A 21,900-nucleotide genomic window follows, 5' to 3' on the forward strand; every position below is an offset into this window, starting at 1 on the left:
CCATCTCGGCCGCCAGGGGGAAATTGATATGACATGACGTGTCACCTCCTACTAGTCTCCCTATAGGAAATGCAGCAAACGCACAGATGGTATGTGCGTTTGCCCACCGTCATTCACCTATTTTTTCCGCAATAGCCTGTATATAAATCCGCAGGCGCCCCCACTCTTTCATCCATTCCGAGCACCTAGATTGGCAGTTACCCTGCACAAAAATTGTACAGTCTCTCCCATTTTCAACCGATTCGATCCTTTTACGAGAAAGGCTGTATCTGGTTTCAGCTGTTTTGCTAGACGCCGATGCAAGCCTGCCTTACTCAAGCAATGCCTCACCCGATTTGCCGGAAATCCGGAGCGAATCGCTGCTCTTGCAATATACCTCGCACTATTTCCCAGCGTGTATAAGTAGTCTACATTTTTTTGACTCAAATATATCCCGACATCCTCATGACCTTTTACGTCGTATTTTCCCATTTCTAGCATACTGGCGAGCACGGCGATCTTTGTGGTATGCCCAACCTGGCTTAACACATCAATCGCTGCCTTGGCCGCATCGGGATTCGAACTAAAGGTATCATCCAGCACCTGAATGTTATTTGCGAGTCGATAGCGGGTAAGGCGTTTTCTCTGTCCGCGAAACTGGCTTAACCCGCGACGAATGTCATCGACGGGAATCCCCATCGTATGTGCGACTGCAATAGCAGCTAACGCGTTGTATAAATTATGCTCGCCAGGAATAGGAACAAAAAATGACTCCTTTTCTCCACGCAAAGAACATTCGAATCGAAACCCATTGCCTTCTATTTTCGTTCGCCCCGCCTTATAGTCAGCCTCCTGCTCCTTGCCAAATGTCACGATTTTTCCCGTGAACGACCCCAAGTAAGGCTGTTGAACAAACTCGCGAGAATAGGGACAATCTCTATTCAGAAAAACGGTTCCCGTGGGTTTCATATGACGGATTAACTCCGTTTTTGCTAACGCCAGCTGCTTGGCATCACCGCCAAAATTTCCGATGTGAGCCGTGCCAATATTCGTGATGACTCCCATAGACGGCTGGATGATTTTGCAATGCTGTCGCAAATGACCGCTTCGATAAATTCCATATTCAAGCACTGCGGCTTTGTGCTCGTCCCGAATTCTTTTGGTATGCGCTCTTGTATTTCCCAGGAAGTTCTTGTTATACATCGATTTATATGTGGGCATGCGTAGATTTAAGATACTGTAGATCATTTCCTTTGTCGTGGTCTTCCCTGCGCTTCCTGTCACAGCGATAACCGGCTTGTCGAGAATCAGCGTCTTTACAGGTACAGCAGCTCTTCTCTTCTTTTTCACGGGCATCACCCCTTTGCCTCGTTCTTCTTCTCACGATCAGCTTTCCTATTGTATGAACGGCATAGACAGCCTGTATAGACCATTATCTATGAAAACGTTCCGCTACTATCCAAATCAGAAGGACGACTTCTGGAATAGAGTAGAAGGGGAGGTGAAGCGCATGAAAAAGAAGGCTACGATCGCCGCTGTAGGCGACATCCTGATGTGGAAAGAGCAGGTGGCAACTGCCAGATTGCCTGGTACAGATCAATTCTCTTTTACCGATATGTTTCATCCCGTGGCACCGATTCTCTCAGCGGCGGATCTCACGATTGGCAATTTAGAAACCACTTTTTCCGGGAAAACACAGCCCTATCAAATCGGCTCGGCACGAACCGGTTACCCTCGCTTCAACTGTCCAGATGAATTGGCTCGGGACTTGAAAACATCTGGATTTGACGTATTGACTACAGTGAATAACCACTGTCTGGATGGCGGAGTAACCGGACTATGCCGAACCCTTGATGTTTTGGATCGTTACAAGCTTGCTCATACCGGAACCTATCGAAGCCCCGACGAGGCAAATACCTACCTGATCAAGGAGGTAAACGGCATTCGCATCGCCATGCTTGCTTATACCTACGGGACAAACAAGCAGGTAATCCCCGCTCATACACCATGGATCGTCCGACTTCTTCATCTTGACACGATATTATCCGACCTGAGAAAAGTTCGTCCTCTGGTCGATGTCGTGATCATCTCCCTTCACTTTGGGATTGAATTCCGCTATACACCGACGACGCGCCAGCGGCAGCTCGTACAAAGCCTGCTCGACAATGGTGCTGATGTCATCCTCGGGGCTCACCCACATGTTCTTCAGCCTGTTGTCACTCCGAGTATCATGACTCCTCACGGGACAAAGAGACAAACATTAGTCGCGTATTCTTTGGGCAATTTTACATCAGAGAAAATGCTTTCGTTTGATCAATCCCAGTGCGGGGCAATCCTGCGATTTACTGTCGAAAAAGATGAGAGGAATCAGATTTCACTCGAGCAAATCTCGGTCATCCCGACCTTTTCGCAACGATATGTAAATCAAGGACGTATATGCTTTCGTGTCATCCCCATGCGTTCCTACTTAAAAAGCCCTGATCTGTATGTGCGACCCCTGCTGAGAAAAAAGCTCCAGCTGCTGTGGAGTCGGGCCATCCGCATCATAGGCAGGTCGCGGGGCGTATTGATTGAATAACACAGGAGCAAACGAGGGAGCGGGCAGTTTGCTCCTCCCCTTCCTCTTTTCCTACATAGACCACGATTGACGATTTACAGAACATTTTGGTAAAATCCATTTGTAACTAACAAAATAAATATGGGTAGTTACAAAGGAGAGATGCCTTGCATGATCACTGTTCGCCGTATCGACTCGGAGGATTTACCTGCATTTCTGGCCTTCCCGGATCACCCTGCTTCCGTTCAGGATGATATCGCTGCTTATCTCGATAAAATGTTTACACAAGGAGCCATGCGTCAAGACTGGTGCTTCGTTCTGGAGGTACAGGGTGAGATCGCTGGTCGTCTTGCCTTCTGGACATTGCCTGGCAGTAAGCAAGCGACTGATTTGGTTTTGTGGGAGCTTCCATGGAAAGAAACAGAATGTCCTTCGCTCGGAGCTCATTTTTTACGCGAAGTCTTTACACTCATGGCAGGGGATCTATCGGAGAAAATCGGCTATGTTCTGGATTCCCCTTCCTCCTCTCCCCAATGGCAAACGGATCACCAAGAGCAAAGAAATGTTCTGGAAGCGCTCGGCTTTCAGATTAGCCGGGAAACAAACCGATTCGAATGGCAGGCTTCGAACGAGACAACTGCTATACCGTCAAAAGGAACGCATGATCTGATCGTGTACCGCAGTCTTCCTGAGGTTGGCGAGGCTGCATTTGTGGATGCCATCCTGCGTGTCTCGCAATTCACCCATGATCAACAAATAACAGAGCAGCGCTTGGAAAAAGGCCCTCAAGTCCAAGCGCAGGAAATGTTCCAAGATTTGCAACAAATGAAATACGAACCGGAATGGTGGCAGCTTGCCTATACTAAAAAAAATGAGCTCATTGGATTTTTGATGCCTACAGTCAGCCCTACCTTTGCTACGATTGGATACATCGGTGTTCTCCCCGAGCAAAGAGGACACGGCTATATTGATCAATTGCTGAAGCAAGCCACAGACGTTCTTGTACAAGCTGGCAAAACATACATCCGCGCAGATACCGATGTAAAAAACACGCCAATGGCCAAAGCCTTTTTACGTGCTGGTTATCACCAGTTTGCCAGTCGCCAAGAATTTTCCCTGGATCGCGGCTTGTTGCTCTAACAGACAAACAAAAAAGGGGGCGATTGCTGTAACAATCACTCCCCTTACTTCCCTTATATAGACAATATTTATGGGACAATTTCAGACATTTCTGCTGGGCATACAGCTTGCTTCAGCATTTCTGTTGCCTGTTGCGTATCTACGTCTTTTACCAATTCAATCTCACTAATGAGGAGCTGCTGCGCATTATCCAGCATCACTTTGTCACTCGTTCCCAATACTTTCTCTTTACTCATACCAACCAAATCGCGAATGACCTCAGATTGCTCGTAAATATCGCCACTCTTCATTTTTTCTGTATGAAGCTTGTAGCGCTGTGCTGCATTCAAGGCGGTGTCGCGTTGCCCCTCTAGCATGGCGGCCAAAACATTCTCTAGAATGTCGGCTTCGACCACCTTTCTGATACCAAGAGCGGACATCTTTTCAACCGGGACCATGATGTTTAACTCTTTCAGCGACATGTTGAGCACATAATAGAGGTGTTTTTCACCCAAAAACTCTTTCTCCTCCATCGCCTCGATTACGCCTGCCCCGTGGATCGGATAAAAAACCTTGTCTCCAACTTGAAACATACGTCCACCTCCTTCAAAGCAATCTAAAGCCATTATAACACAAAAATCGAATTTAAAATTTTTTATTTTATCATGACGATCAAAATCAAGTCAATAAAAAATTTACATCTTACTCATTGAGCGTTTCTGTTGCCATTCGCCGCCTAGTTTAAATACGATCACACCCCCCACAATGACCAGAACCCCAAACAATTGCGTAAAAGTAATCGGCACTTGAATCAGCCCTAACCAGCCGATTGAATCCGACCATAAAGCAAAACCGAGCTGGGCAGTGAGAACGATGGAGATGGCATACGTTGGGCCAAGCAGTCTCATCCCTTGCACCAAACAAAAGACCACCCCAACGCCGATCATGCCGCTGAACCAGTACCACGGCTGCATAGTTTGAGGTGAAAACAACTGACTTCCTTCAAATATGAGACCCATTGTTAAAGACGACAGAAACCCCATCCCAAGCACAAGAATCGTCGTAGACCATGTTCCTGCCTGTTCACTTACTTTCCTGTTAAAAATATTTTGCAGGCTGACCAACAAGCCAGCCAGTAACGCGAAAAATAGCCCGACTACCATGTTTTTGACACTCCTGTCTCCTTATTCGTTGGGAGTCTCGCTCGCCATTTTAGCTAAACCTTCCCTATCCTTGATTAGAAGGTATCCATTGGCACGCTCAATCAGTCCCTCCTTGCAGAACTGTTGAATGACCCGATTCAAATGTCTGTAGCTCGTTCCAATCATATTCGCTGCATCCAAGAGATAGCTCGTACTGATCTGTTCTCTGTTGGCAGAATTCCACTCCTCTATCGAAACGGACAACAAATAACGCGCGAAACGTACTTCTACTGGGTACAAAAGGTTGATGCTTAATGTGTTGGACTTCACACAAAATTTATTCGTAATGATTTGCAGTAAAAATTGCAGGAGTGGAGCGTAGTCTGTCCCGTATTTTTTCAACCAGCGATAATGAATCCCGATCATCTGAACAGACGAGGCCGCTTCTACCGAATTCTGGTAAGAAATTCCTCTTACATACTCAATATCTCCGATCACTTCAAGGGGCTTTTTAAAGGATAGGATCAGCGTTTTTCCTTCGGGGGAAGTCGTAAAAACCTTTACTTTTCCCTTCACCAAAACATACAGGTGACAAGCCGCTTCACCTTGGGCACAAATGAGCTCCCCTTGATCAAATTGGTACAAGGTCAAATGCGGCAGAAAAGGCTCATAAAAAACAGACGCTAACTGATGTTCATGGAGATATTGTTGCAAAAGCTCACGATTTTCGATTTCCTTCATCCCTCTGTTTCACCCTCTCGCTATCAGGATCTCAGTATCAGCACACCCAGAATCATCATCCCGATCCCAATAAAATGTGGTAGCCTCATCTTTTGTTTATCGACACCGAACCACCCATTGCTATCAATGAGAAAAGTCAGGCTAAGCTGCGCAATCAAGACAGCTGAAATCGTCATGGTTACCCCGATATGCTGGATAGCCGTAACATTGCTAAAAATGATAAACGCTGCGAGTGCCCCACCTGTCAAATATAACGGTTTCACTCGCCTATATGCCTGCCATTTTCCATCTCGAAAAAACAACAGGAGTATAAAAGCCGTGAGAAAGCCCGTTAACTGCGTAAGTGTCGCGGTTTGCCAAGTACCAATATCTTGACTGATTCTTGCATTCGCTACCCCTTGCAAGGTAATGAAAACACCGCCCAAAATAGCAAAAATAATTCCTTTCATCCCTCTCACCTCACACTGATCTGTTCCTAATTAAAAAGGATGGCAAGGTGGATAGGGAAGGACATATGTCCTCATGATTTTTGTTGCAAAAAACAAAGAAAAGGCCCTTTCCGTTAGAAGGCCCCCTCGCTTACTATTCTCATTGAATCTTTTTTTGTTTCACGATTCCTATCACAAGCAAAACGATCATCCCAATGATCGTGATCGGCAGAAACCACTTCCCAAAGCCGCCTCCCCAGCCTAGAGCAATGGAAACCGACTCCAACAAGATTACGGAAAAAATAATTAAGCAACTATTTTTTATTTGGTTCACGATTTTTCGACTGTGCAAATAAAACTGCTCGGCATTCGATTCAGAGAAGCGTGCTGGGTAGTTATGTAGCTCCGGATGTTTTTCGAGTACCTGCATGAGGAAAATGATAAAGACGCCAATCCCAGGCAAAAGAAGCAACTCCCATTTTGAACCCCAGCGGTCTACTTCCCCCAAGGAATCGTAATGGGCAGGCACCTCGTCAGGAAGCTTATTCCATACAAAGACTAAAAAGAGTAGTGATCCCACAAAAAATAAGCAACCAACTACATCCCATAACCGTTCGCTGCCTGTCTTTGGTATATTTGTGATTGGTCTCTTCATATTCTCCCCCCTACTGCTGCTCCTCCTACAAGCATTTTACCATTTATGTCCATTTGTGAGTCAAGGTCAATCCGTCACACACTTCTGGGCGTTTTTACATATTTTGATGTGGAGTAAGGAGGGAACAACAGTGAATGCTCCTATAAGGGAAAGTATGTTGTTTGAGCATCGTTTCTGGCTACAAATTCTGGGCGATCATGCCCGCTTTATTTTTCAATCACTCGCTCCGAATGAAGAGGAGGAGATTGAAAAAGCTGTATACTTTATTGTGTCATTTGATAACTTACTGGATATCGCCAGGCAGAATCTATCTTCCGATGAACTAGACGCACTCAACCAGCAGGCAAGTGAACTCACGCAACAGCTGCGTGAATTTAAACTCCACATTCTGGAGAGGCATCTCATCAGTAAAATATCGATCAGTCTTCCTCCAACGTTTATGAACCACATGGTCAATGAACTAGAAGAGTATGAACGTATTTTGCATGCCTTCCTCTCCGGAAGCTTGCCACCTGCCAATCACCCGGTAGAGCTCCACCTTCTGTGGCTATCCGATGCGGTCGGGCATGCAGCCACCATCACTTCCCTTTTGGACATGGTGGAAAAAGATTATCAGCGTAAAAGTGAACAATTTACCAAACAGTTCGAGCATTTTTACCTGAAAGCGGTGGAATTAGCTGGGTATCTCCGAACAAACTTGGATAACTTCCCGGCACTACGCCGTTTTAACCATCAAGCAGAAATGGAAATGAAGCTTTTTCAGGTATTCTTGCATGAATTGGAAGAGATGCGGATGCGCGATGAATTGCTTGGCGTTTTCTCCCCTCTCATGGCCGACCATATGTCCCGGGAAGAATGCTACTATTTGATGAAGCTATCTGAGGTTTCCGACGTGCCATCACCAGACTGTTTCCCGACAAGACCGCGAACCGAGTGAAAGATTTTTTCAGAACTGGGCGAAAGCTATAGGCTTTACGCCTCTTTTTCATTCTTTCTTCGCGATATCCACTCATGCATAAGCAAGCAGAAAGCTGTCCTCATATCCTATCAGTACCAACGGTTAAGGGGGTAGTGTTATGGATCCAATTGATCATCATAGACAGCGTATGCATCACCACATGAGGCAAGCAGAACGTTTTCGCTCTTTAGCTTTTGAACATCGTCATGACCGACTGCGTCATCATACCTTTAGAGAAAGAGAACACTTCCATCGCATGAGGGCCCATCACCACAGAATGCAAATGCATTCGATGCGTCGTTTTTGACATGGGAAAACTCCCTTTACCGGGAGTTTTTTTGTGGGACAAGCCAATAATTTCTTAATTCTGTGCTCATGCCCATTCACGAAACTGGGTAAACGCATAGTCATACATCATGTATGATCAAAAGTGGAAATGGGATTTGATCCGCCCAAATCCTTATGCGGAGGTACAACATGGCAGATGTTTTTGTTGATCGATCATTAGAGGAAATACGGTTTTGGTCTCGCATCATGAAAGAACACTCCCTGTTTCTCAAATTGGGCTTTAACTGCGAAGACACAAAATTGATTGAAGAAGCGAATCGCTTTTACAGCATTTTTGAAGAAATTGAAAGCCAAGCACTTGCTTTTCCTTCTGACGTAGACCCTCAACGAATCTATGACTTTAATCAACTCGTTCACAATGCCGTTTCCTATATTTGGGCTTTTAAACGCAAAGTACTCGGACTCATTATTCAATGCAAAATCGGTGGTAACAACTTTCCGCTGTTGGTCGATCATGTGAGCAGGGAGGCTGCTTATTTTCGGAATCGATTAGAACAATTGAATACAGGAAACCTTGATCCCTTACCTGATGCGGTGATTAATGAAAATGTCTTTTTCCTGCGAATCATGGCTGACCATGCGAAATTTATTAACCATCTGCTCGATCCTTCTGAAAGAAAGCTAGTGGACCAAGCTAGAGAATTTAGCCATGATTTTGATCAATTATTGTTCCAAGCTCAGGATCTTGATTCCATGCGTCCCCAATCTCAAACGAAACCACTACTGAATCAATTTGTGGATCAAAATCGCGTATCCGTTCGTCAATTGCGTGACTTCAAAAAAACAGCTCGTGATTTGATTGAGGAATGCAAAATTAAGAGCATAATCCCCCCATTGCTCGCTGACCATGTATTTAGAGAAGCTTCGCATTTTCTTGAAATTTTAGATGCCTTTGAAGTATCCCTTACACACGCAAAGTAAAGAAACAGGAGGAACATCTATCGGATACTTTTAAACCCGACTCAATAATAAGAAGAGGCACCTCCTATCAGACAGGATGGTGCCTCTTCGCATTGATAACCATGAAGCAAATGATTAACTCAGAGAGTCTCTTTAGAATAGGAACAAGTTAAGCAGCAATCCAAGCAAAAACATAATAATTACATACCCTGGTATTACTGCAAGTTGTATATTCGTCTTTCTATCGGTTATAAAATGCGCCCAGTAAAAAGATATTGACCCCGGCACTGACAAACATAAATAAAATCCAAAAGAACTTCCCTGCAATAAAAACCTATCTACCAGATATGAATACATGATGCCCGTTACTACAAAGATCAAAGTTACAAGAAAACGGTTTACTATCTTGGATGTAAAAGAATAGACCAATTCTCCTATCAAGCATCCAACATAGCAAAACGGTAGTAAATAAAAACTCAACATACATGTCAAGAAAGTGAAAACATTAACCACTCCTTCACCTTGATAGGATAAAAAGGAGAGCATACTAATGATATACAACATGGCACTGACAAGAAACGCTACACTTGCTGCACTAAAAAAACGTAAAATCTGCATGGACACCTCATTAAATTGAAACTTGACATTACAACCACCTCGATAAAAAAGCACACAGTCTATCAATTCCGATAGCCATTATTTTAACATATGTTATATCCAATACATTAGGGGCAGAGACTTTTGATCTTCCTCTTCAGAAATTCCCCGAAATTACAATCGAGGTTTCCCAAAACGCCAAACTGTGGGACGTTGGAACCTTATTGGGGTGCCTTTTCATTCCATCCTCAATAAGGAGAGCACACGTCCGTGACCATCCTAACACTATTTTATCGTCCATTTTCGTCACTTGAGAACACTCGTACAATCAAAAGGAAAATTCTGTTAATACTTTATTTTAGATCCATCCTAAAGGAGAAGAGATCCCATGAAAAAGAAGAAATCTCATTCTAAGAAATTCAAGAAAGTAAATGGTCAATTGGTGCAATATTCATCTTATTATCCAGCACAATCTGGAGGCTGTATCTGGCTATGCATGCGTCATGGGTGCGGTTGGTGGTGTCCAGAACGCGAGATGTAATGTGACCTTATTCCAAGAAACATCATGCTAACCACATTGGTTGTGTTTTTACCACTCCCTGTTTATTAGGGAGTTTTTCTTGTTACAATTCCCGGAGCCATTTTAATGTTTCTAGATCGCCTATCTGTTAAAATTATTTGAAAAAGGGAATTATTGGTGATCATTTATGAAAAATAGACCTCTTTGGTTCAATATCTTTTCAGTAGTTGCTCTTGCTATTGCAGTAGTGAATATTTTTACACATGTGGCTTTCTTAAGAATCGTAACGATGATATGCCTTGCCGTTGTCATGGCTTCTTTAGGATCATTTGAATTGAAGAAAAACCGTAAGATGGCCTTTATTCTATTTGGTGTGGCCGCTTTTCAAGTTTTCGTGTCGGCAGAGATATTATATGTCACCGTTACAAAATAATTAAGAAGCTTGTACCTCAAAGCTAACCCGATCAACTTGGCTTCCTTGCGCACTACCTTCTTCGACTCTAATTCTGCTCGTTTGGGACGTTTCCATTCATATTGCACAGGAACAAGACAGCGGCAGCCATTTTTTCGTACCTAATGCTGCTGTCTCACGTAATCCCCACGGTGATCGGACTTCCTTAAAAAACTCCACGTTGACAATGAAGTTCTGTGCACTAATCATCCCCTCGTGAAAACCAGGTTGTCTACGAAGTCGCCAATCTTCATGAACTTATTGTCGTTACCAGGCATGTTATCTTCATTTTGAGGAGAATTTCGAATTAATTGTGTAATTAGCTTTTTCATCATGTGGCTTCCTCCTATTTACTAAATCTAACGATTAAAAACGTTTATGTGTAATTTTTTGTAATGAAATATAATTCGGTATGTATGTAGTGTTTTTGTTCAATCTTACTAGAAAAGTTCATCTGATTAAGTTAATATGAACTTTGGCACATGGAACTAATAAAATGCATAGGCTCCTTTCTTTTTGCTTCATAAAGTTAGCTTACTGGAGATTCAATAGATGATTACTGAGAGAATTAAAATTTTTGTTAATTACTGTATTTCCAACTTTATTTATTTAAAGTACCAGATTTTTAATCGCCCAATTCTGTCATCCGAAACTTTTCAAGAAAGTACCAATGAAACGGATAATTTTATTAAATCAACATTAAAAAAAGATGTTACGAATGAGATTGTTGACGCTGTAAATCAGCTTAGAGCAGAATTTGACGTTCCGAGTATCCAAGTATCGCTTGTTTTGAAAGAAAATGCTGAATTTCATTTTATTTCGGGGTATGCAAATCTAGAATCCAAAAAAAGAGCTACATTAAATACGGTTTACTATTTAGGAAGTATCACAAAAATTTACGTGCAAGCAATCATATTAAAACTAGTTCAAGATAAATTAATATCGCTGAATGATTCAGCTTCAAAAGATATAAATATCTCTTCAGATAATAAAGGTGTCACAATTAAACACTTACTAAATCATACTAGTGGTTTATATGACCCTTTGCTTAACAAATTTCATTTATTTAAACTATATTTTTTAGGTAAAAAGTCTACACCTGATGAGCTTGTAAATAAAGTTAGAAAAAACAAGCCCTATTTTGCTCCTGGTGAGAATCGGAAGTATTCTAATACAGGTTATGTTCTTCTCGGTTTACTAGCTGAAAAGGTAACAAATAAATCATTTTCGAACATACTTAAAGAGTTTTTTTTAGACAACTATAATTTAACGAATACTTTTTATTCTGCTCAGGATAAACTCCCACATGGCCTTGCCACCGGATACGATTTAGATAAATATCACTTAGGTAAAAAAGCGAATATCGATCGATTTCCACTCTTCCTTCCCACTTTAAGCTTTACATCAGGCGGAATTGTTTCAAATGCATCAGATGTTAGTCGGTTTTTATATAATATTTTTAATACCGATGTTCTTGATGATCAAAGTAAACGGAAATTACGATTGTTTTTTAGTGTAAAAAACGAAAGTGGTGTCGTTCTAAGAACCAATATCGGCCATATGTGCGGATACAATCATTTTTCAGGCTACTCGGACAGCAAAAAAGTGAGTATTGTTGTCTTAACTAACCTAACTTTTACTTCCAGTGGGATTTGCATTCCTGAAAAGATAGCTGAAAAAATAATAGATATCATGCTAAAAAAAGGTATAATTTAATTTTTTATAATAGCGAACAGGAAGTTTTTACGTACTTCGATTTAAACCAGCAGATATAAGCGATCCTTTTTGCTTTCGCACAGTAATCACCCGTAAGACGGCTAGCTTAAAGAATTGCCTTCTTACGGGTGATCGTTTTCGTCCGATAAAACTCATTAAACAGCTTCATCAAGAAGTTATTATTGAAAAAGAACTTATATTGGAGGGCAAAAGCATGACACAGAAAAAAATCCTGATGTTGATTGTGGTGCTGCTGATCGGCGCCGCCTATTTCTTTGGACTTGTGCCAAAAGAGAACAAACCAGTCAACAACGGGAACGTAGACCATACGATTGTTTTTCCGTCTGATCGATACCCTCAGACCGCAAAGCATATCAAAGAAGCGATTGCCTCTGGGAAGTCAGCTGTATGTACAATTGACCGCAGTGGGGCAGATGGAAATCGCGAAAAATCACTCAAAGGTATTCCTACAAAAAAGGGATATGATCGAGATGAATGGCCAATGGCTATGTGTGCTGAGGGAGGCACAGGGGCACATATTGAATACATATCACCTTCAGATAATCGAGGGGCTGGATCGTGGATTTCCAATCAACTAGAGGATTATCCCGACGGAACCAAGGTTGAAATCTTGGTCAAATAAAGTTGCCCGCCCATTCAGGATACGAATAAACATTTCTCAGAAAGAACCCGTCTCCGTAAAAACAGGGACGGGTTAGCTATTTCTAGAATACATTCGAGCATATCGTTTATCACGTATTTGCGGTGCCAAGTGGCTAGTGTCATTCATTTTAATCAAGTCCTAATTGACTTTCGTTACTTACCTGCAATCCTTTGGCCACTCCATTAGGAGACTGCAACTTACCTTCTTCTTTGAGGAATTTCCCTTGATAAACCCCTTTAATTACGTACGCGTCTTCGGCAACGGGACCTTCATATTTTTCTAAGTATACATACGCTTTTTCACCTGTTTCGAATACCTCATTACCTTCAAAAGTATACTCTGTTCCATTTTTATATCCACCGGTCTCTAGTATTTTGATCACATTTTCTGGCAGTACATCCCCCTTATACACTTGTTTTACTTTTGCATCACTAAGGGTAAATACGACGTTTTCATACTGGAAGCTCTCCGATTCATTGATTTCAACCTCGGCAATCACTTCAGCGCTTTCAGTAAGCTTTTTGATACTGTCGAAGCCCTCTACTACATCCACCGATACATCCACTTTTTTTATCGTCTGCTTATCACTTTTTGCTGGTTTATGAGATGTTTGGTCGTAAGCACGACTCGTTTCGATTGTATGAGAATCTAAAAATAGATAGCCCGCGCCGACAAGAAAACCTAATGCAAGTGTTGATAATATAATTTGTCTTGTGTTCTTCATTACATTTTTCATCCTTCCCGTACCGCAATATCATCGTCAGGTTCTTTTTTTATTTTCACTCCTCTCTGTTTCTATTTTTTCAAAAGGTAGAATGCTGTAATGCTTTTTAACTGTAAATATATGGAACCACCTTTATTTTGACGAACGATTCTCGCTTTTGTTTCACACGTGCAAATAAAAACCGCCTCATGATTCAAGACGGTTGTTGGCAACGTAAGTAAAAGGTCCACGGCCATAGTCCGGAATGATCCGAATCTAATTTGGAGAGTGAATATATTGACCCTGCTTAAAAAGTTTAGTTTTTGGCTAACTTTGGTCAGTATTTTGATTTGCCTTTTCGATATTTTAGGGAATGATAAAAAGCACATCTTATTTGCAGTGACGAACCCCATCCTCTGTGAACTTGTTTATATTGAACCGTTCAGACATTGGATAATCGAAGTGCATCAGGATGCTAACAGTACCATTCTTTCTGTTGGGTATTTACTGCATGTCATTACTTACTTCTTGTTTGGACTAATGATTGACGTAGCACTTGCATTTAGAAAAAAACAACATCAGCATAATTAATAAAACAGGGGGGACATGTTCAAACAACATGCCTTCTTTTGTTTTTTAAAAAGTGCTTCTATTCCTAAACTTGGACAAAAAAAATGCACCTCCAGCTGTTAGATGTGCCTAACAATTGAGGTGCAGTTCAAGTCGTCGCTTTGCCTTTTGGCAAGCTTTGATCTTAAAATGGAAAATATTAATTTTCGTATAAATTTACATTCATATAAATAGGACCGCTTCCATAATTTACGCACTCTAAATAATAGGTCCCGGGCTCCAGTTCAAAATATTCTTCTTTATATTGATTCCCAATCACTGACATAGATAGAGTCTTTCCATTTGGATTAACGATATAGACCTTGAATCCGGGACCACTGGATAACTTACACTACCGGTAAAAGCTACTACCTTAACTGACGTTTTTGCGTTGATCGTGAATGTTCCAGAGGAAGCTATCCTATCTAATCTCGAAAGATGAAACCAAAAGAAAGGAGACTCACTTTGTACTTCAGCTTGAAGCTTACTCTGCCCCTGGTTAAATGAAGTTTGATTTTGTGTGATTTCACTTGCAAACACAGCTTGCGAACCGAAAGTTAATGCAGAAACAACTGCACCCAAAGTCATTAAACCTTTCATCATAATCCTCACTCCTACAAAATGTTTCGTCAACTACGACGGGATACAAATCAAAACTACAATTACTTCCATTTATTTACAATTTTCTAAAGACATCATAACATGCACCTTAAAACAATACAACTGTATTATTTAGATTCTTCCTGTAATTTTCTTCCTCGATTCACTGGGAGAACGTCTTAAAACCATGACCGCAAAGGAGAAAGAATGAGAATGAGAATGAGAATGAGCATGTCCACATCTACACCGGAATGCACCATCACCCGTACCCTGAATGTCCGTCCTCTTCGCAGAAGATCCCGTCACCTTCTGATACTTTCCAGCCAAGAGCCTTCGCTTCCCTTTTACTGGCACAACGATCATCTAACCGTTCAACATAAAAAAATCCAACCGTGATTGTAACAAATTACCATCACCTCCGTCCTTATAGATGAGACAGTATCGTAAGTGAATCGGAGGTATTTCATTTTGAACAAAAAACTTTTTAAATCTGGAAACATAATAGTTGTTCTGCCTCTCTTATTTGCACTTTTAATTCCTGCAAGTTTCTTACTTGGCCCATCACTAGCCACAAAAAATGAATTTGACTGGAAATTACAAGCAGGTTCTGCCAATGGAATTGTATCCAAAACTCCAATTGATGTAGCGAGCGGTTTGTCTTACAATGGTAGGCCGTTACGGAATGCATTAGTAAAAGTAACTTACTTTGACAATAACCAAAATGTGAGCATTGTAATGCAACCTTATGAGGATGGATATGAAGGGACAGTTTTCTTCCAAGAATCTGGAAAATATACCCTTCGATTTTCTGTAGAGAAAGGAAATATTATAGGCTCAGAAGAATGGGAAATTGATGTAGAAGAGTAATCATTAATTTCACTTTCTACACTTCTCGATGAGAAGTGTTTTTTTATTACTTTATAAAACACTGCAGGGGCCTTTTCGCTTTTAATCATTTGAAAAATTCCTAGTGTGTTAGATAACATCATAGATGGAAAGGATAACTATCGTTACTCTTGAACAACTCTTCAAGGAGGGAACGAATTGGAGAAATATCGCTGTTACTACTGTGAATGTGAGACTGACAGCGTTCGCCAAATCACGTTTTTCCAAGGTAAGCAGGATCGCAATGAACTTTTGTGCAGTAGCTGTCATGCTGATTGGATTGAATCCCTAAAGAGTGAGCCATAGGCAGGGTAACGATTCCCACTCCACCCTTAGTGAATGTGCTATAGGGTGGGGTTATTTTTGCTGATGCTATTCGCACAGCAATCACCCGTAAGACGGCTGGCTTAAAGAATGCCTCGCTTACGGGTGATCTTTTCCCAAATGATTTTCCTTTATTCCTTTACCTTTTATCTACCCTGCGGCTGTTTCGTCCGATAAAACTCATTAAACAACTTCATTAACGCTCGCTTTTCGATACGGGATACATACAAACGAGAAATGCCCAGCTCCCGCGCAATTTCACGCTGTGTTTTTTCTTTGTCCTGATCCAGCCCAAACCTACCGATGATCACCTCTTTTTCACGCTCATCGAGGATGTGTATGTGCTGGTAAATTTTATTGGACTCCAGCTTGAGCTGCACAGCGTCGACCACTTCATCAGTTTCTGTACCAAGGACGTCGATTAAGGTGATTTCATTCACCCTCAGTCTTTATCTGTATTCTGGACTTCATCTTTAATTAAATGTACAGATCACCGTACATATACTTGTGTAACCATTAAGTGATTATAAATCGTGTAAACCCGTCTCCTCAATACAGGGACGGGTTGTTTCTTTAACACCAAAAATAAGGACTTCGTAGAGAGTGAGTGATTAGCCTATCCAAAAAAATCATCACCATATTCAGCTTCTGAGTCACTAGAAACATCATCAATCTTCGCCATAATTGTTTGTAAATCGCCTTCTCGAATAAGCTCATCCACTACTTTTTCAATCGTTTCACGACTCACATCTTCAACAATAACCATATTTATCGACCATAGATAAGTGCCAGACAGGTTCTCACCAGTATTTTTATTCTTCCGTCGTAATGTTTCGATGTTTTGATAAGTAAAAAATGTTCCCCACCATCTTGTTCGATCTGGTAAGGTTACGATTACATCAACATTATTATCATTTTTTTGCTGACTCTCGATCTCAGATAATTCTGTGTTAATCCAAACATGCTTCTTCATAGTTAACGGCTCCCTCCTCAATTGACAATATTAAAACCAATATTTTCTATTTGTATAGTTTTCTCAAACGGTTGATAACGTCTTGCTCATTGTTTTTGTCAGATTTCGCTAGTACCTCAACAGTATCTCCTGACTTTCTCAAGTACACTCTTGCACCTTTTCTTTATCTGAGTTCAAAGATGTCTCCAAAAATATTATTATTATCGATCCCAGGATTATTATTCCCTTCTAGGTATCTTCTTAATAATGCATCAGCATCCTTCTGTATTTTCGAGTCTTTCATAGCCTTCTCAGCTTCTCTAACGAGAAGGCTATCTTCATGTTACGAGACTCTACATAATATTTTCCGACTTTTACTTTTCCCGAAAGAGTACGATCAACAAACTTAGCAACATCTTCGTCAAATTTTTTTAGCACTTCTAGTACTTCTCAACATCAACTGTGCATCGTTTGAAATCTCTACAGTGTCGACATTATTACTCGGTACCTGTAATTTAGTTTCCTTTCCAGTTTTATATTTATCTTGTACACTATTTACGCTTGTCAATGAATCTCTATAGCTAGGCACAGTCTGAAAATTAAAGTTGTTGTCTATCCTTACCACAATACTGTACGCTAGTCCGTGGAAATCGAGCTACGTCCAGCATTGCCTCGCGCTGCCAATCATCTGGATCAAAGCCAAGCATGTCTTCTGCGAAGGCGACTGGATCGTCCCAGTAGAGGTCAATTAAATCAACAACGACATTATACGGTTTATTCATTCGCTTTCACCTTGCGTCTACGATCTGCAATCTCTTTCAACGCATCTGTCCAGCTTTGTGTTGCTCCTGCTCCACCTTGGAGTTTCTGTAGTTCAATACGCATCATCTCAATGCGTATTTGTTTTTCTTCGTCTACCGTCTCCATGCGGTATTTGAAATCAACCCATTTTGATTTTTTATCTTGGACTCTTGTCAGGGCTTCTTCAAGGCGTAATATGTCATCTATTATCCGGCACTCCGTCTCTTCAATTTCTGCTGTTACCAATTCCTCATGTATGAGAACGACTGTTTTGGTCACACCTGTTTTCTCTTCATGAACTGCGATCGGGGTTTTGATGGGGAGTCTCTTTTGCAAGACTCAACGTTGTTTTTCCGTTAACCCTTCCGTCAGTTTACGAATCCTTACCATCATCCGACGTTCCCTGATACTAAAAAAACGAATCTGCTTATTTACTTGAGCCAATGGATCGAGGTCTATTTGCTCGTACAGTTCGCGCTCCTTATCGTCAAGGGTATCAAGCCAGATGGTTTCATATTCACCTGTTTTAATGACGTTCTGATTCCTTAATGGTGCGCCGCCATTGTTGCCAACAGCATACCTGTTTCCTTTAGGGGCACCATGTCCGCCGCGATTGCCCAAGGCGTTTTTGTTACCCTTCGGCGCTCCGCCACGATTAGTAACGTTACCTTTCGATTCATTGGTAACGTTACCTTTGATATTCTCGTCCCACTTGGCTTGATTCTTCCACTTGCGAACTTGAGAGTCAGAGACACCCAGCTTTTGAGCAATCTCTTTCAACGGCATTTCTCCCCCGCTATCCTGCCACAGCTTGAATGCCTTGTCACGGTTTGGGCTTCGTTCTCTTGCCATTACATCTCACCTCACCACCTTTGATTTGGATGGAAACCATAGCTTGTCGAATATGTATATCGCATTCATTTGTGTCCGAATTGGGTTTACATAATAGCCGCTATCGGACTCCGTGCTAAAAAGAAAGAAGCCATGGAAATGTTGAGTTCCCAATGGCTCCGTATAATTTTTGACTCTGTTCCCTACATCACATAAATATGCATCATTGATTTCACTGGCTTTCCGCTTATTTGCCAGTGTCGAAACTGCATAAAAACTTGCATAGAAAAGTTCCAGCTAAGGGGCAAATTCAGGTCGTCGCCAGACCGCCAGAATTGCCTCTTTTTTGCGTTTTGTAGGTTTATTTACCCAAGTGTTAGCCATTCGACTTCCAAACGTATCAAGCGACCTCCTACGCCGTAGAGTCTGAGTTGTTTTCTCTATTGTTGACAAGCATTGTCTGAGTGTCCTTTGGTTCTGTGTAACACAATAACAATGTATAAAAAAATGAAATGGAGGGACATTTAATGGCAGAACAAAGCGAGCGGCTGTATCTGAATTTTTAGAGTCTGGTGGTTCAGATACTTCAGGTCCTTATCGTATTCCATGGGGAGGATTTACTGAAGTATGTTCTCCAGTTCCAGTACCTTGTATGTCAGCAGATCCAAACGCACCAGTGACCCCGGCTAATGGAGGGATTGGTTACTGTCCAGGAGAAACGTGTAGCACTGGGAATAGCAGGCGCACAAGAATACTTCCTCCTAGATAAAATTAGCAATTCATTGACACTCGTCTTTCTGCAATTCGATATCCAATTCGATCAGCTTTTTCAGGTCATCTACTGTTTTTATTTCGATATGGCCTGATTGGAAGTCCTTAACCCACTTTGCAATGGCTGCTTTCACGACTTTCCTGTATTGATCCTTCGATTCCATGATGCCTTCCATCACTTCAATTTGATATTGCAACAGAAGGTCAATAGATTCAGGAGAAGACTGTTCTGTAGTTGTTTTCATTGTGGCACCCTCGGCTTTCCTGTAAAATGGAAAACGAGATAGTGGCTTGAAGCTTCCGTGGCCACGGGTTTCCACTATCTCAGCCGGGGTTACCTGGTTGCATGGGGGGACGTTGACGCGTCTCCCTTTTGCGTATATTTAGAAAGGAAGTGCATGCTATGACGCCTTACACATATGATCAATTCGTTGAAGATATAAAATCAGGTCGTGACATCGAGTTTATTTATAATAGCAACAGATACTCAATAACAAACACTCCGTTTGGTCATTCGTTCACACGTTACTATGACGAGGAGAGTGTCATTACTACACAACAGCCAGATGAGTTGCTCTCTCTTGTTAAGTTAAATGGTCTGCCATTAAAAGAAGCGTGGCCCGATATCAAAATCGACATTATTTTCTAGCGCTTTGTCTCGTTAGTAACACAGGTTCTATTCCCGTTAACTCATAGTACCGTCGCTTGATGACATCACAGAATTTCGGATCAAGCTCCATCGTCCTGCACTCGCGCCCCATTTGTTCACAGGTCATCAGTGTAGCGCCACTACCGCCGAAAAAATCAGCCGTCACGTCACCTTTTTGACTACTGTTCCCAATTGGAATAGCAAGCAGCGCCAATGGCTTTTGTGTAGGATGGACATACTTGCTTACATCCCCTCGCGATACCTCCCAAACTGTCTCTGGTTCTTCGGAGAGTCCTGTTAGATCATTTCTCCAAACCGTAGTCTGCTTACGATCTCCGTACCATGCTGGAGCCTGCCCTTTTAGATGAGCATAGAACACTGGTTCATGCTTGAACTTATATTGAGCAAACGACAACGAAAAAGCGTTCTTAACCCAAATACACTGGGTGCGCGATACTATTCCGGCCTCGTTCATCTTGTTCTCAAATTCTCGCTGATAGCTAGAAGGATGGAAAACATAGATTGCTGCTTTCGGGTCCATGATTGATGCATAATTTGCAAACACCGCTTGAAGGAAGTCCTCGAACTGTTCCATAGGCATATCATCATTTAAGATGCTCTCTCTTCCGTCTAAAGCCAGTCCTGCCGATTCACTTTTGACAGCAACATTATAGGGTGGATCAGTAACTACTAGAGCTGCCTGCTGTCCATCCATCAGCCGTTTTACATCCTGCTCACTTGTGGCGTCTCCGCACATAAGGATGTGCCGCCCGAGTCTCCAGATGTCCCCTGGCTTCGTCTCCGGTTCAATGATATCGTTTAATGCTTTTTCAACATCGAAATCATCTTCCTTAACTGGTTCATCTATTTCAATGTTGACGTGCTCATTGATCAAATCTACAGCTTCCTCCAGATCAAAGCCTGTGAGCTCTACGTCCAAATCGCTCTCCTGCAGTTCCGCCAACACCTGGGCGAGTAATCCCTCATCCCAAGCCCCGTTGATCTTGTTTAGTGCGATATTGAGCGCCTTCTCTCGGATGTCATCCAAATCCACAACTGAAACATTTACTTCCTTGGATCCCAACTCATTGACGAGAATCTTGAATCCTTGATGACCTCCAACAAGGTTCCCTGTTCGCTTGTTCCAGACGAGCAGTTGCACATATCCAAACTCTTCGATAGAACGTTTCAGCTTCTCGTATTCGATGTCGCCCGGTTGCAAATCCACGCGGGGATTATACGGAGCCGGGTTAATTTTAGAGACTGATATTTTCCGTATGTCCAAGCTGTTCAGCTCCTTTGTGGCGATAAAGTAAGAATAAAGAATATTGCCAGCCCTAAAATTGCTGTATGCCTTGATGCTGTTGGGCTGTCGCCGTGTTTTGTAGGTGAAACCAAACGACTACTATTCCAGCGGAAAAGTATATGTATTGTTTCACCGCAAAAAATGAGGTTGAAGCTTAGAGCCTTATGCTTTGGCTGCCTGTTGGCTTCTGGCGACCCCCTAGTCCAAATTGGGGTCTTCGCCTGCCTCTGTGATCTCCTGGCTGAATAGGTGCAGGAGCCACGCCTCTGCTGTCTTCCCGTTGAGAGAATACAGTGGATTGATTGCTAATGCTGACCGTCCATCCAAGTCAGTTCGGCGTATGATGTGCAGCTCAATGAATGTCTTCACGATCTTGCGTGCTGTTGGATAGGAACAGTCTGCAATGCGGGCAAGGTCTTTAACGGTAAGTGGCGTCCCCTTTTGTCCGCGCTCATTGCGCCTTGCAGGAGGTTAGTTCCCTCACTGGCATACGGAGCGATCTTCAACAAAAAGCCAGCCTCAGCGAGTGACAGCTTTCTGAGCCGTCGCTTTGCCTTTTGGCTGGCTTTGATCTTCACGAATTTTGAGCTGCGACCGACTGGACGAAATACTTTTACAATCTCGTCCGACCGGCGCAGCACTTCCTCGGTGTAGTATATTTCTCCTGTTGTGGAGTCGACGTACTGGCCCACTA

At 42.2% G+C, this 21,900-nt stretch carries 28 protein-coding genes and 1 pseudogene; 10 read left to right on the top strand and 19 right to left on the bottom strand.

The window, feature by feature from the left end:
* Window positions 1–168: 168 nt before the first annotated feature.
* Window positions 169–1,335 carry a UDP-N-acetylmuramoyl-tripeptide--D-alanyl-D-alanine ligase gene (locus tag HP570_RS06160; protein ID WP_173625197.1) on the bottom strand — a complete coding sequence of 389 codons (1,167 nt, stop codon included), beginning with the start codon at window positions 1,333–1,335 and terminating at the stop codon, window positions 169–171.
* A gap of 154 nt (window positions 1,336–1,489) precedes the next feature.
* Between HP570_RS06160 and HP570_RS06165 the strand changes: the two genes are divergently transcribed.
* Both HP570_RS06165 and HP570_RS06170 read left to right on the top strand, forming a co-directional pair.
* A complete protein-coding gene (locus HP570_RS06165; protein ID WP_254495096.1) occupies window positions 1,490–2,557 on the top strand; it encodes a CapA family protein in 1,068 nt (355 codons plus the stop codon).
* 150 nt (window positions 2,558–2,707) lie between these two features.
* Window positions 2,708–3,676, top strand: coding sequence for a GNAT family N-acetyltransferase (locus HP570_RS06170; RefSeq protein WP_173625199.1), 969 nt, complete (start codon window positions 2,708–2,710; stop codon window positions 3,674–3,676).
* Window positions 3,677–3,744: 68 nt separating this feature from the next.
* Here the strand turns inward: HP570_RS06170 and HP570_RS06175 are convergent, their stop codons facing one another.
* From HP570_RS06175 to HP570_RS06195, 5 genes are all read right to left on the bottom strand, one after another.
* On the bottom strand, window positions 3,745–4,248 hold the full coding sequence (locus HP570_RS06175) for a CarD family transcriptional regulator (RefSeq protein WP_173625200.1): 504 nt from the start codon (window positions 4,246–4,248) through the stop codon (window positions 3,745–3,747).
* Window positions 4,249–4,350: 102 nt separating this feature from the next.
* Window positions 4,351–4,818 (bottom strand): DMT family transporter, encoded by a 468-nt coding sequence (locus HP570_RS06180; protein WP_173625201.1) that lies wholly within the window; start codon window positions 4,816–4,818, stop codon window positions 4,351–4,353.
* A 21-nt stretch (window positions 4,819–4,839) separates the two neighbouring features.
* A complete protein-coding gene (locus HP570_RS06185) occupies window positions 4,840–5,538 on the bottom strand; it encodes a Crp/Fnr family transcriptional regulator (RefSeq protein ID WP_173625202.1) in 699 nt (232 codons plus the stop codon).
* A 23-nt stretch (window positions 5,539–5,561) separates the two neighbouring features.
* Complete coding sequence (locus tag HP570_RS06190) at window positions 5,562–5,987, bottom strand: DMT family transporter (RefSeq protein WP_173625203.1); 426 nt, start codon at window positions 5,985–5,987, stop codon at window positions 5,562–5,564.
* A 139-nt stretch (window positions 5,988–6,126) separates the two neighbouring features.
* On the bottom strand, window positions 6,127–6,621 hold the full coding sequence (locus tag HP570_RS06195) for a DUF1648 domain-containing protein (protein ID WP_173625204.1): 495 nt from the start codon (window positions 6,619–6,621) through the stop codon (window positions 6,127–6,129).
* Window positions 6,622–6,751: 130 nt separating this feature from the next.
* Here HP570_RS06195 and HP570_RS06200 point away from each other — a divergent pair, with 130 nt between their 5' ends.
* Complete coding sequence (locus HP570_RS06200) at window positions 6,752–7,558, top strand: DUF2935 domain-containing protein (protein WP_173625205.1); 807 nt, start codon at window positions 6,752–6,754, stop codon at window positions 7,556–7,558.
* A gap of 208 nt (window positions 7,559–7,766) precedes the next feature.
* On the opposite strand, the gene HP570_RS29775 is transcribed toward HP570_RS06200, so the two are convergent.
* On the bottom strand, window positions 7,767–7,889 hold the full coding sequence (locus HP570_RS29775) for a hypothetical protein (RefSeq protein ID WP_041749352.1): 123 nt from the start codon (window positions 7,887–7,889) through the stop codon (window positions 7,767–7,769).
* 167 nt (window positions 7,890–8,056) lie between these two features.
* On the opposite strand from HP570_RS29775, the gene HP570_RS06205 reads away from it, so the two are divergent.
* From HP570_RS06205 to HP570_RS06215, 3 genes are all read left to right on the top strand, one after another.
* A complete protein-coding gene (locus tag HP570_RS06205; RefSeq protein ID WP_173625206.1) occupies window positions 8,057–8,848 on the top strand; it encodes a DUF2935 domain-containing protein in 792 nt (263 codons plus the stop codon).
* A 964-nt stretch (window positions 8,849–9,812) separates the two neighbouring features.
* On the top strand, window positions 9,813–9,965 hold the full coding sequence (locus HP570_RS06210) for a hypothetical protein (RefSeq protein WP_155801080.1): 153 nt from the start codon (window positions 9,813–9,815) through the stop codon (window positions 9,963–9,965).
* Window positions 9,966–10,131: 166 nt separating this feature from the next.
* Window positions 10,132–10,377, top strand: coding sequence for a hypothetical protein (locus HP570_RS06215; RefSeq protein ID WP_173625207.1), 246 nt, complete (start codon window positions 10,132–10,134; stop codon window positions 10,375–10,377).
* Between the two features lie 224 nt (window positions 10,378–10,601).
* On the opposite strand, the gene HP570_RS29780 is transcribed toward HP570_RS06215, so the two are convergent.
* The gene (locus tag HP570_RS29780; protein WP_256436212.1) at window positions 10,602–10,730 is read right to left on the bottom strand and encodes a hypothetical protein; all 129 of its coding nucleotides are present in this window, start codon (window positions 10,728–10,730) and stop codon (window positions 10,602–10,604) included.
* Window positions 10,731–10,947: 217 nt separating this feature from the next.
* On the opposite strand from HP570_RS29780, the gene HP570_RS06220 reads away from it, so the two are divergent.
* Together HP570_RS06220 and HP570_RS06225 are read left to right on the top strand one after the other, a co-directional pair.
* The gene (locus tag HP570_RS06220) at window positions 10,948–12,111 is read left to right on the top strand and encodes a serine hydrolase domain-containing protein (RefSeq protein WP_173625208.1); all 1,164 of its coding nucleotides are present in this window, start codon (window positions 10,948–10,950) and stop codon (window positions 12,109–12,111) included.
* A gap of 214 nt (window positions 12,112–12,325) precedes the next feature.
* Complete coding sequence (locus HP570_RS06225) at window positions 12,326–12,754, top strand: NucA/NucB deoxyribonuclease domain-containing protein (protein WP_012685661.1); 429 nt, start codon at window positions 12,326–12,328, stop codon at window positions 12,752–12,754.
* Window positions 12,755–12,902: 148 nt separating this feature from the next.
* Here HP570_RS06225 and HP570_RS06230 read toward each other — a convergent pair whose 3' ends face one another.
* Both HP570_RS06230 and HP570_RS06235 read right to left on the bottom strand, forming a co-directional pair.
* A complete protein-coding gene (locus HP570_RS06230; RefSeq protein WP_173625209.1) occupies window positions 12,903–13,499 on the bottom strand; it encodes a hypothetical protein in 597 nt (198 codons plus the stop codon).
* 864 nt (window positions 13,500–14,363) lie between these two features.
* Complete coding sequence (locus HP570_RS06235) at window positions 14,364–14,690, bottom strand: hypothetical protein (protein ID WP_173625210.1); 327 nt, start codon at window positions 14,688–14,690, stop codon at window positions 14,364–14,366.
* Window positions 14,691–15,155: 465 nt separating this feature from the next.
* Here HP570_RS06235 and HP570_RS06240 point away from each other — a divergent pair, with 465 nt between their 5' ends.
* On the top strand, window positions 15,156–15,554 hold the full coding sequence (locus HP570_RS06240; protein WP_064200814.1) for a hypothetical protein: 399 nt from the start codon (window positions 15,156–15,158) through the stop codon (window positions 15,552–15,554).
* Window positions 15,555–16,042: 488 nt separating this feature from the next.
* Here the strand turns inward: HP570_RS06240 and HP570_RS06245 are convergent.
* The 6 genes and pseudogenes from HP570_RS06245 to HP570_RS06265 form a co-directional block, all read right to left on the bottom strand.
* A pseudogene (locus HP570_RS06245) lies at window positions 16,043–16,333 on the bottom strand (sigma factor-like helix-turn-helix DNA-binding protein); the annotation flags it as partial.
* A 179-nt stretch (window positions 16,334–16,512) separates the two neighbouring features.
* Window positions 16,513–16,869 carry a hypothetical protein gene (locus HP570_RS06250; RefSeq protein WP_173625211.1) on the bottom strand — a complete coding sequence of 119 codons (357 nt, stop codon included), beginning with the start codon at window positions 16,867–16,869 and terminating at the stop codon, window positions 16,513–16,515.
* Between the two features lie 578 nt (window positions 16,870–17,447).
* Window positions 17,448–17,630 carry a hypothetical protein gene (locus tag HP570_RS06255; protein WP_254495098.1) on the bottom strand — a complete coding sequence of 61 codons (183 nt, stop codon included), beginning with the start codon at window positions 17,628–17,630 and terminating at the stop codon, window positions 17,448–17,450.
* A complete protein-coding gene (locus HP570_RS29480) occupies window positions 17,623–17,928 on the bottom strand; it encodes a hypothetical protein (protein ID WP_254495101.1) in 306 nt (101 codons plus the stop codon). The genes HP570_RS06255 and HP570_RS29480 overlap by 8 nt, the downstream gene beginning before the upstream one ends.
* A gap of 60 nt (window positions 17,929–17,988) precedes the next feature.
* Window positions 17,989–18,501, bottom strand: a complete 513-nt coding sequence (terS, locus tag HP570_RS29485) for a phage terminase small subunit (RefSeq protein WP_254495103.1) — start codon at window positions 18,499–18,501, stop codon at window positions 17,989–17,991.
* 758 nt (window positions 18,502–19,259) lie between these two features.
* Entirely contained in the window at window positions 19,260–19,496 is a 237-nt protein-coding gene (locus tag HP570_RS06265; protein ID WP_012685659.1) for a hypothetical protein, read from the bottom strand.
* 158 nt (window positions 19,497–19,654) lie between these two features.
* Between HP570_RS06265 and HP570_RS06270 the strand changes: the two genes are divergently transcribed.
* Entirely contained in the window at window positions 19,655–19,900 is a 246-nt protein-coding gene (locus tag HP570_RS06270) for a hypothetical protein (RefSeq protein ID WP_173625212.1), read from the top strand.
* Here HP570_RS06270 and HP570_RS06275 read toward each other — a convergent pair.
* The 3 genes from HP570_RS06275 to HP570_RS29495 all read right to left on the bottom strand — a co-directional run bounded on the left by HP570_RS06275 (window position 19,890) and on the right by HP570_RS29495 (window position 21,898).
* Window positions 19,890–21,185, bottom strand: coding sequence for a site-specific DNA-methyltransferase (locus HP570_RS06275; protein WP_173625213.1), 1,296 nt, complete (start codon window positions 21,183–21,185; stop codon window positions 19,890–19,892). The two genes, HP570_RS06270 and HP570_RS06275, sit on opposite strands and share 11 nt — an antisense overlap.
* Window positions 21,186–21,404: 219 nt before the next feature.
* Entirely contained in the window at window positions 21,405–21,575 is a 171-nt protein-coding gene (locus tag HP570_RS29490; protein ID WP_254495105.1) for a hypothetical protein, read from the bottom strand.
* A complete protein-coding gene (locus HP570_RS29495) occupies window positions 21,572–21,898 on the bottom strand; it encodes a hypothetical protein (RefSeq protein ID WP_254495107.1) in 327 nt (108 codons plus the stop codon). The genes HP570_RS29490 and HP570_RS29495 overlap by 4 nt, the downstream gene beginning before the upstream one ends.
* Window positions 21,899–21,900: the final 2 nt, after the last annotated feature.

Source organism: Brevibacillus sp. RS1.1 (genome assembly GCF_013284365.1).
GTDB lineage: Bacteria > Bacillota > Bacilli > Brevibacillales > Brevibacillaceae > Brevibacillus > Brevibacillus brevis_D.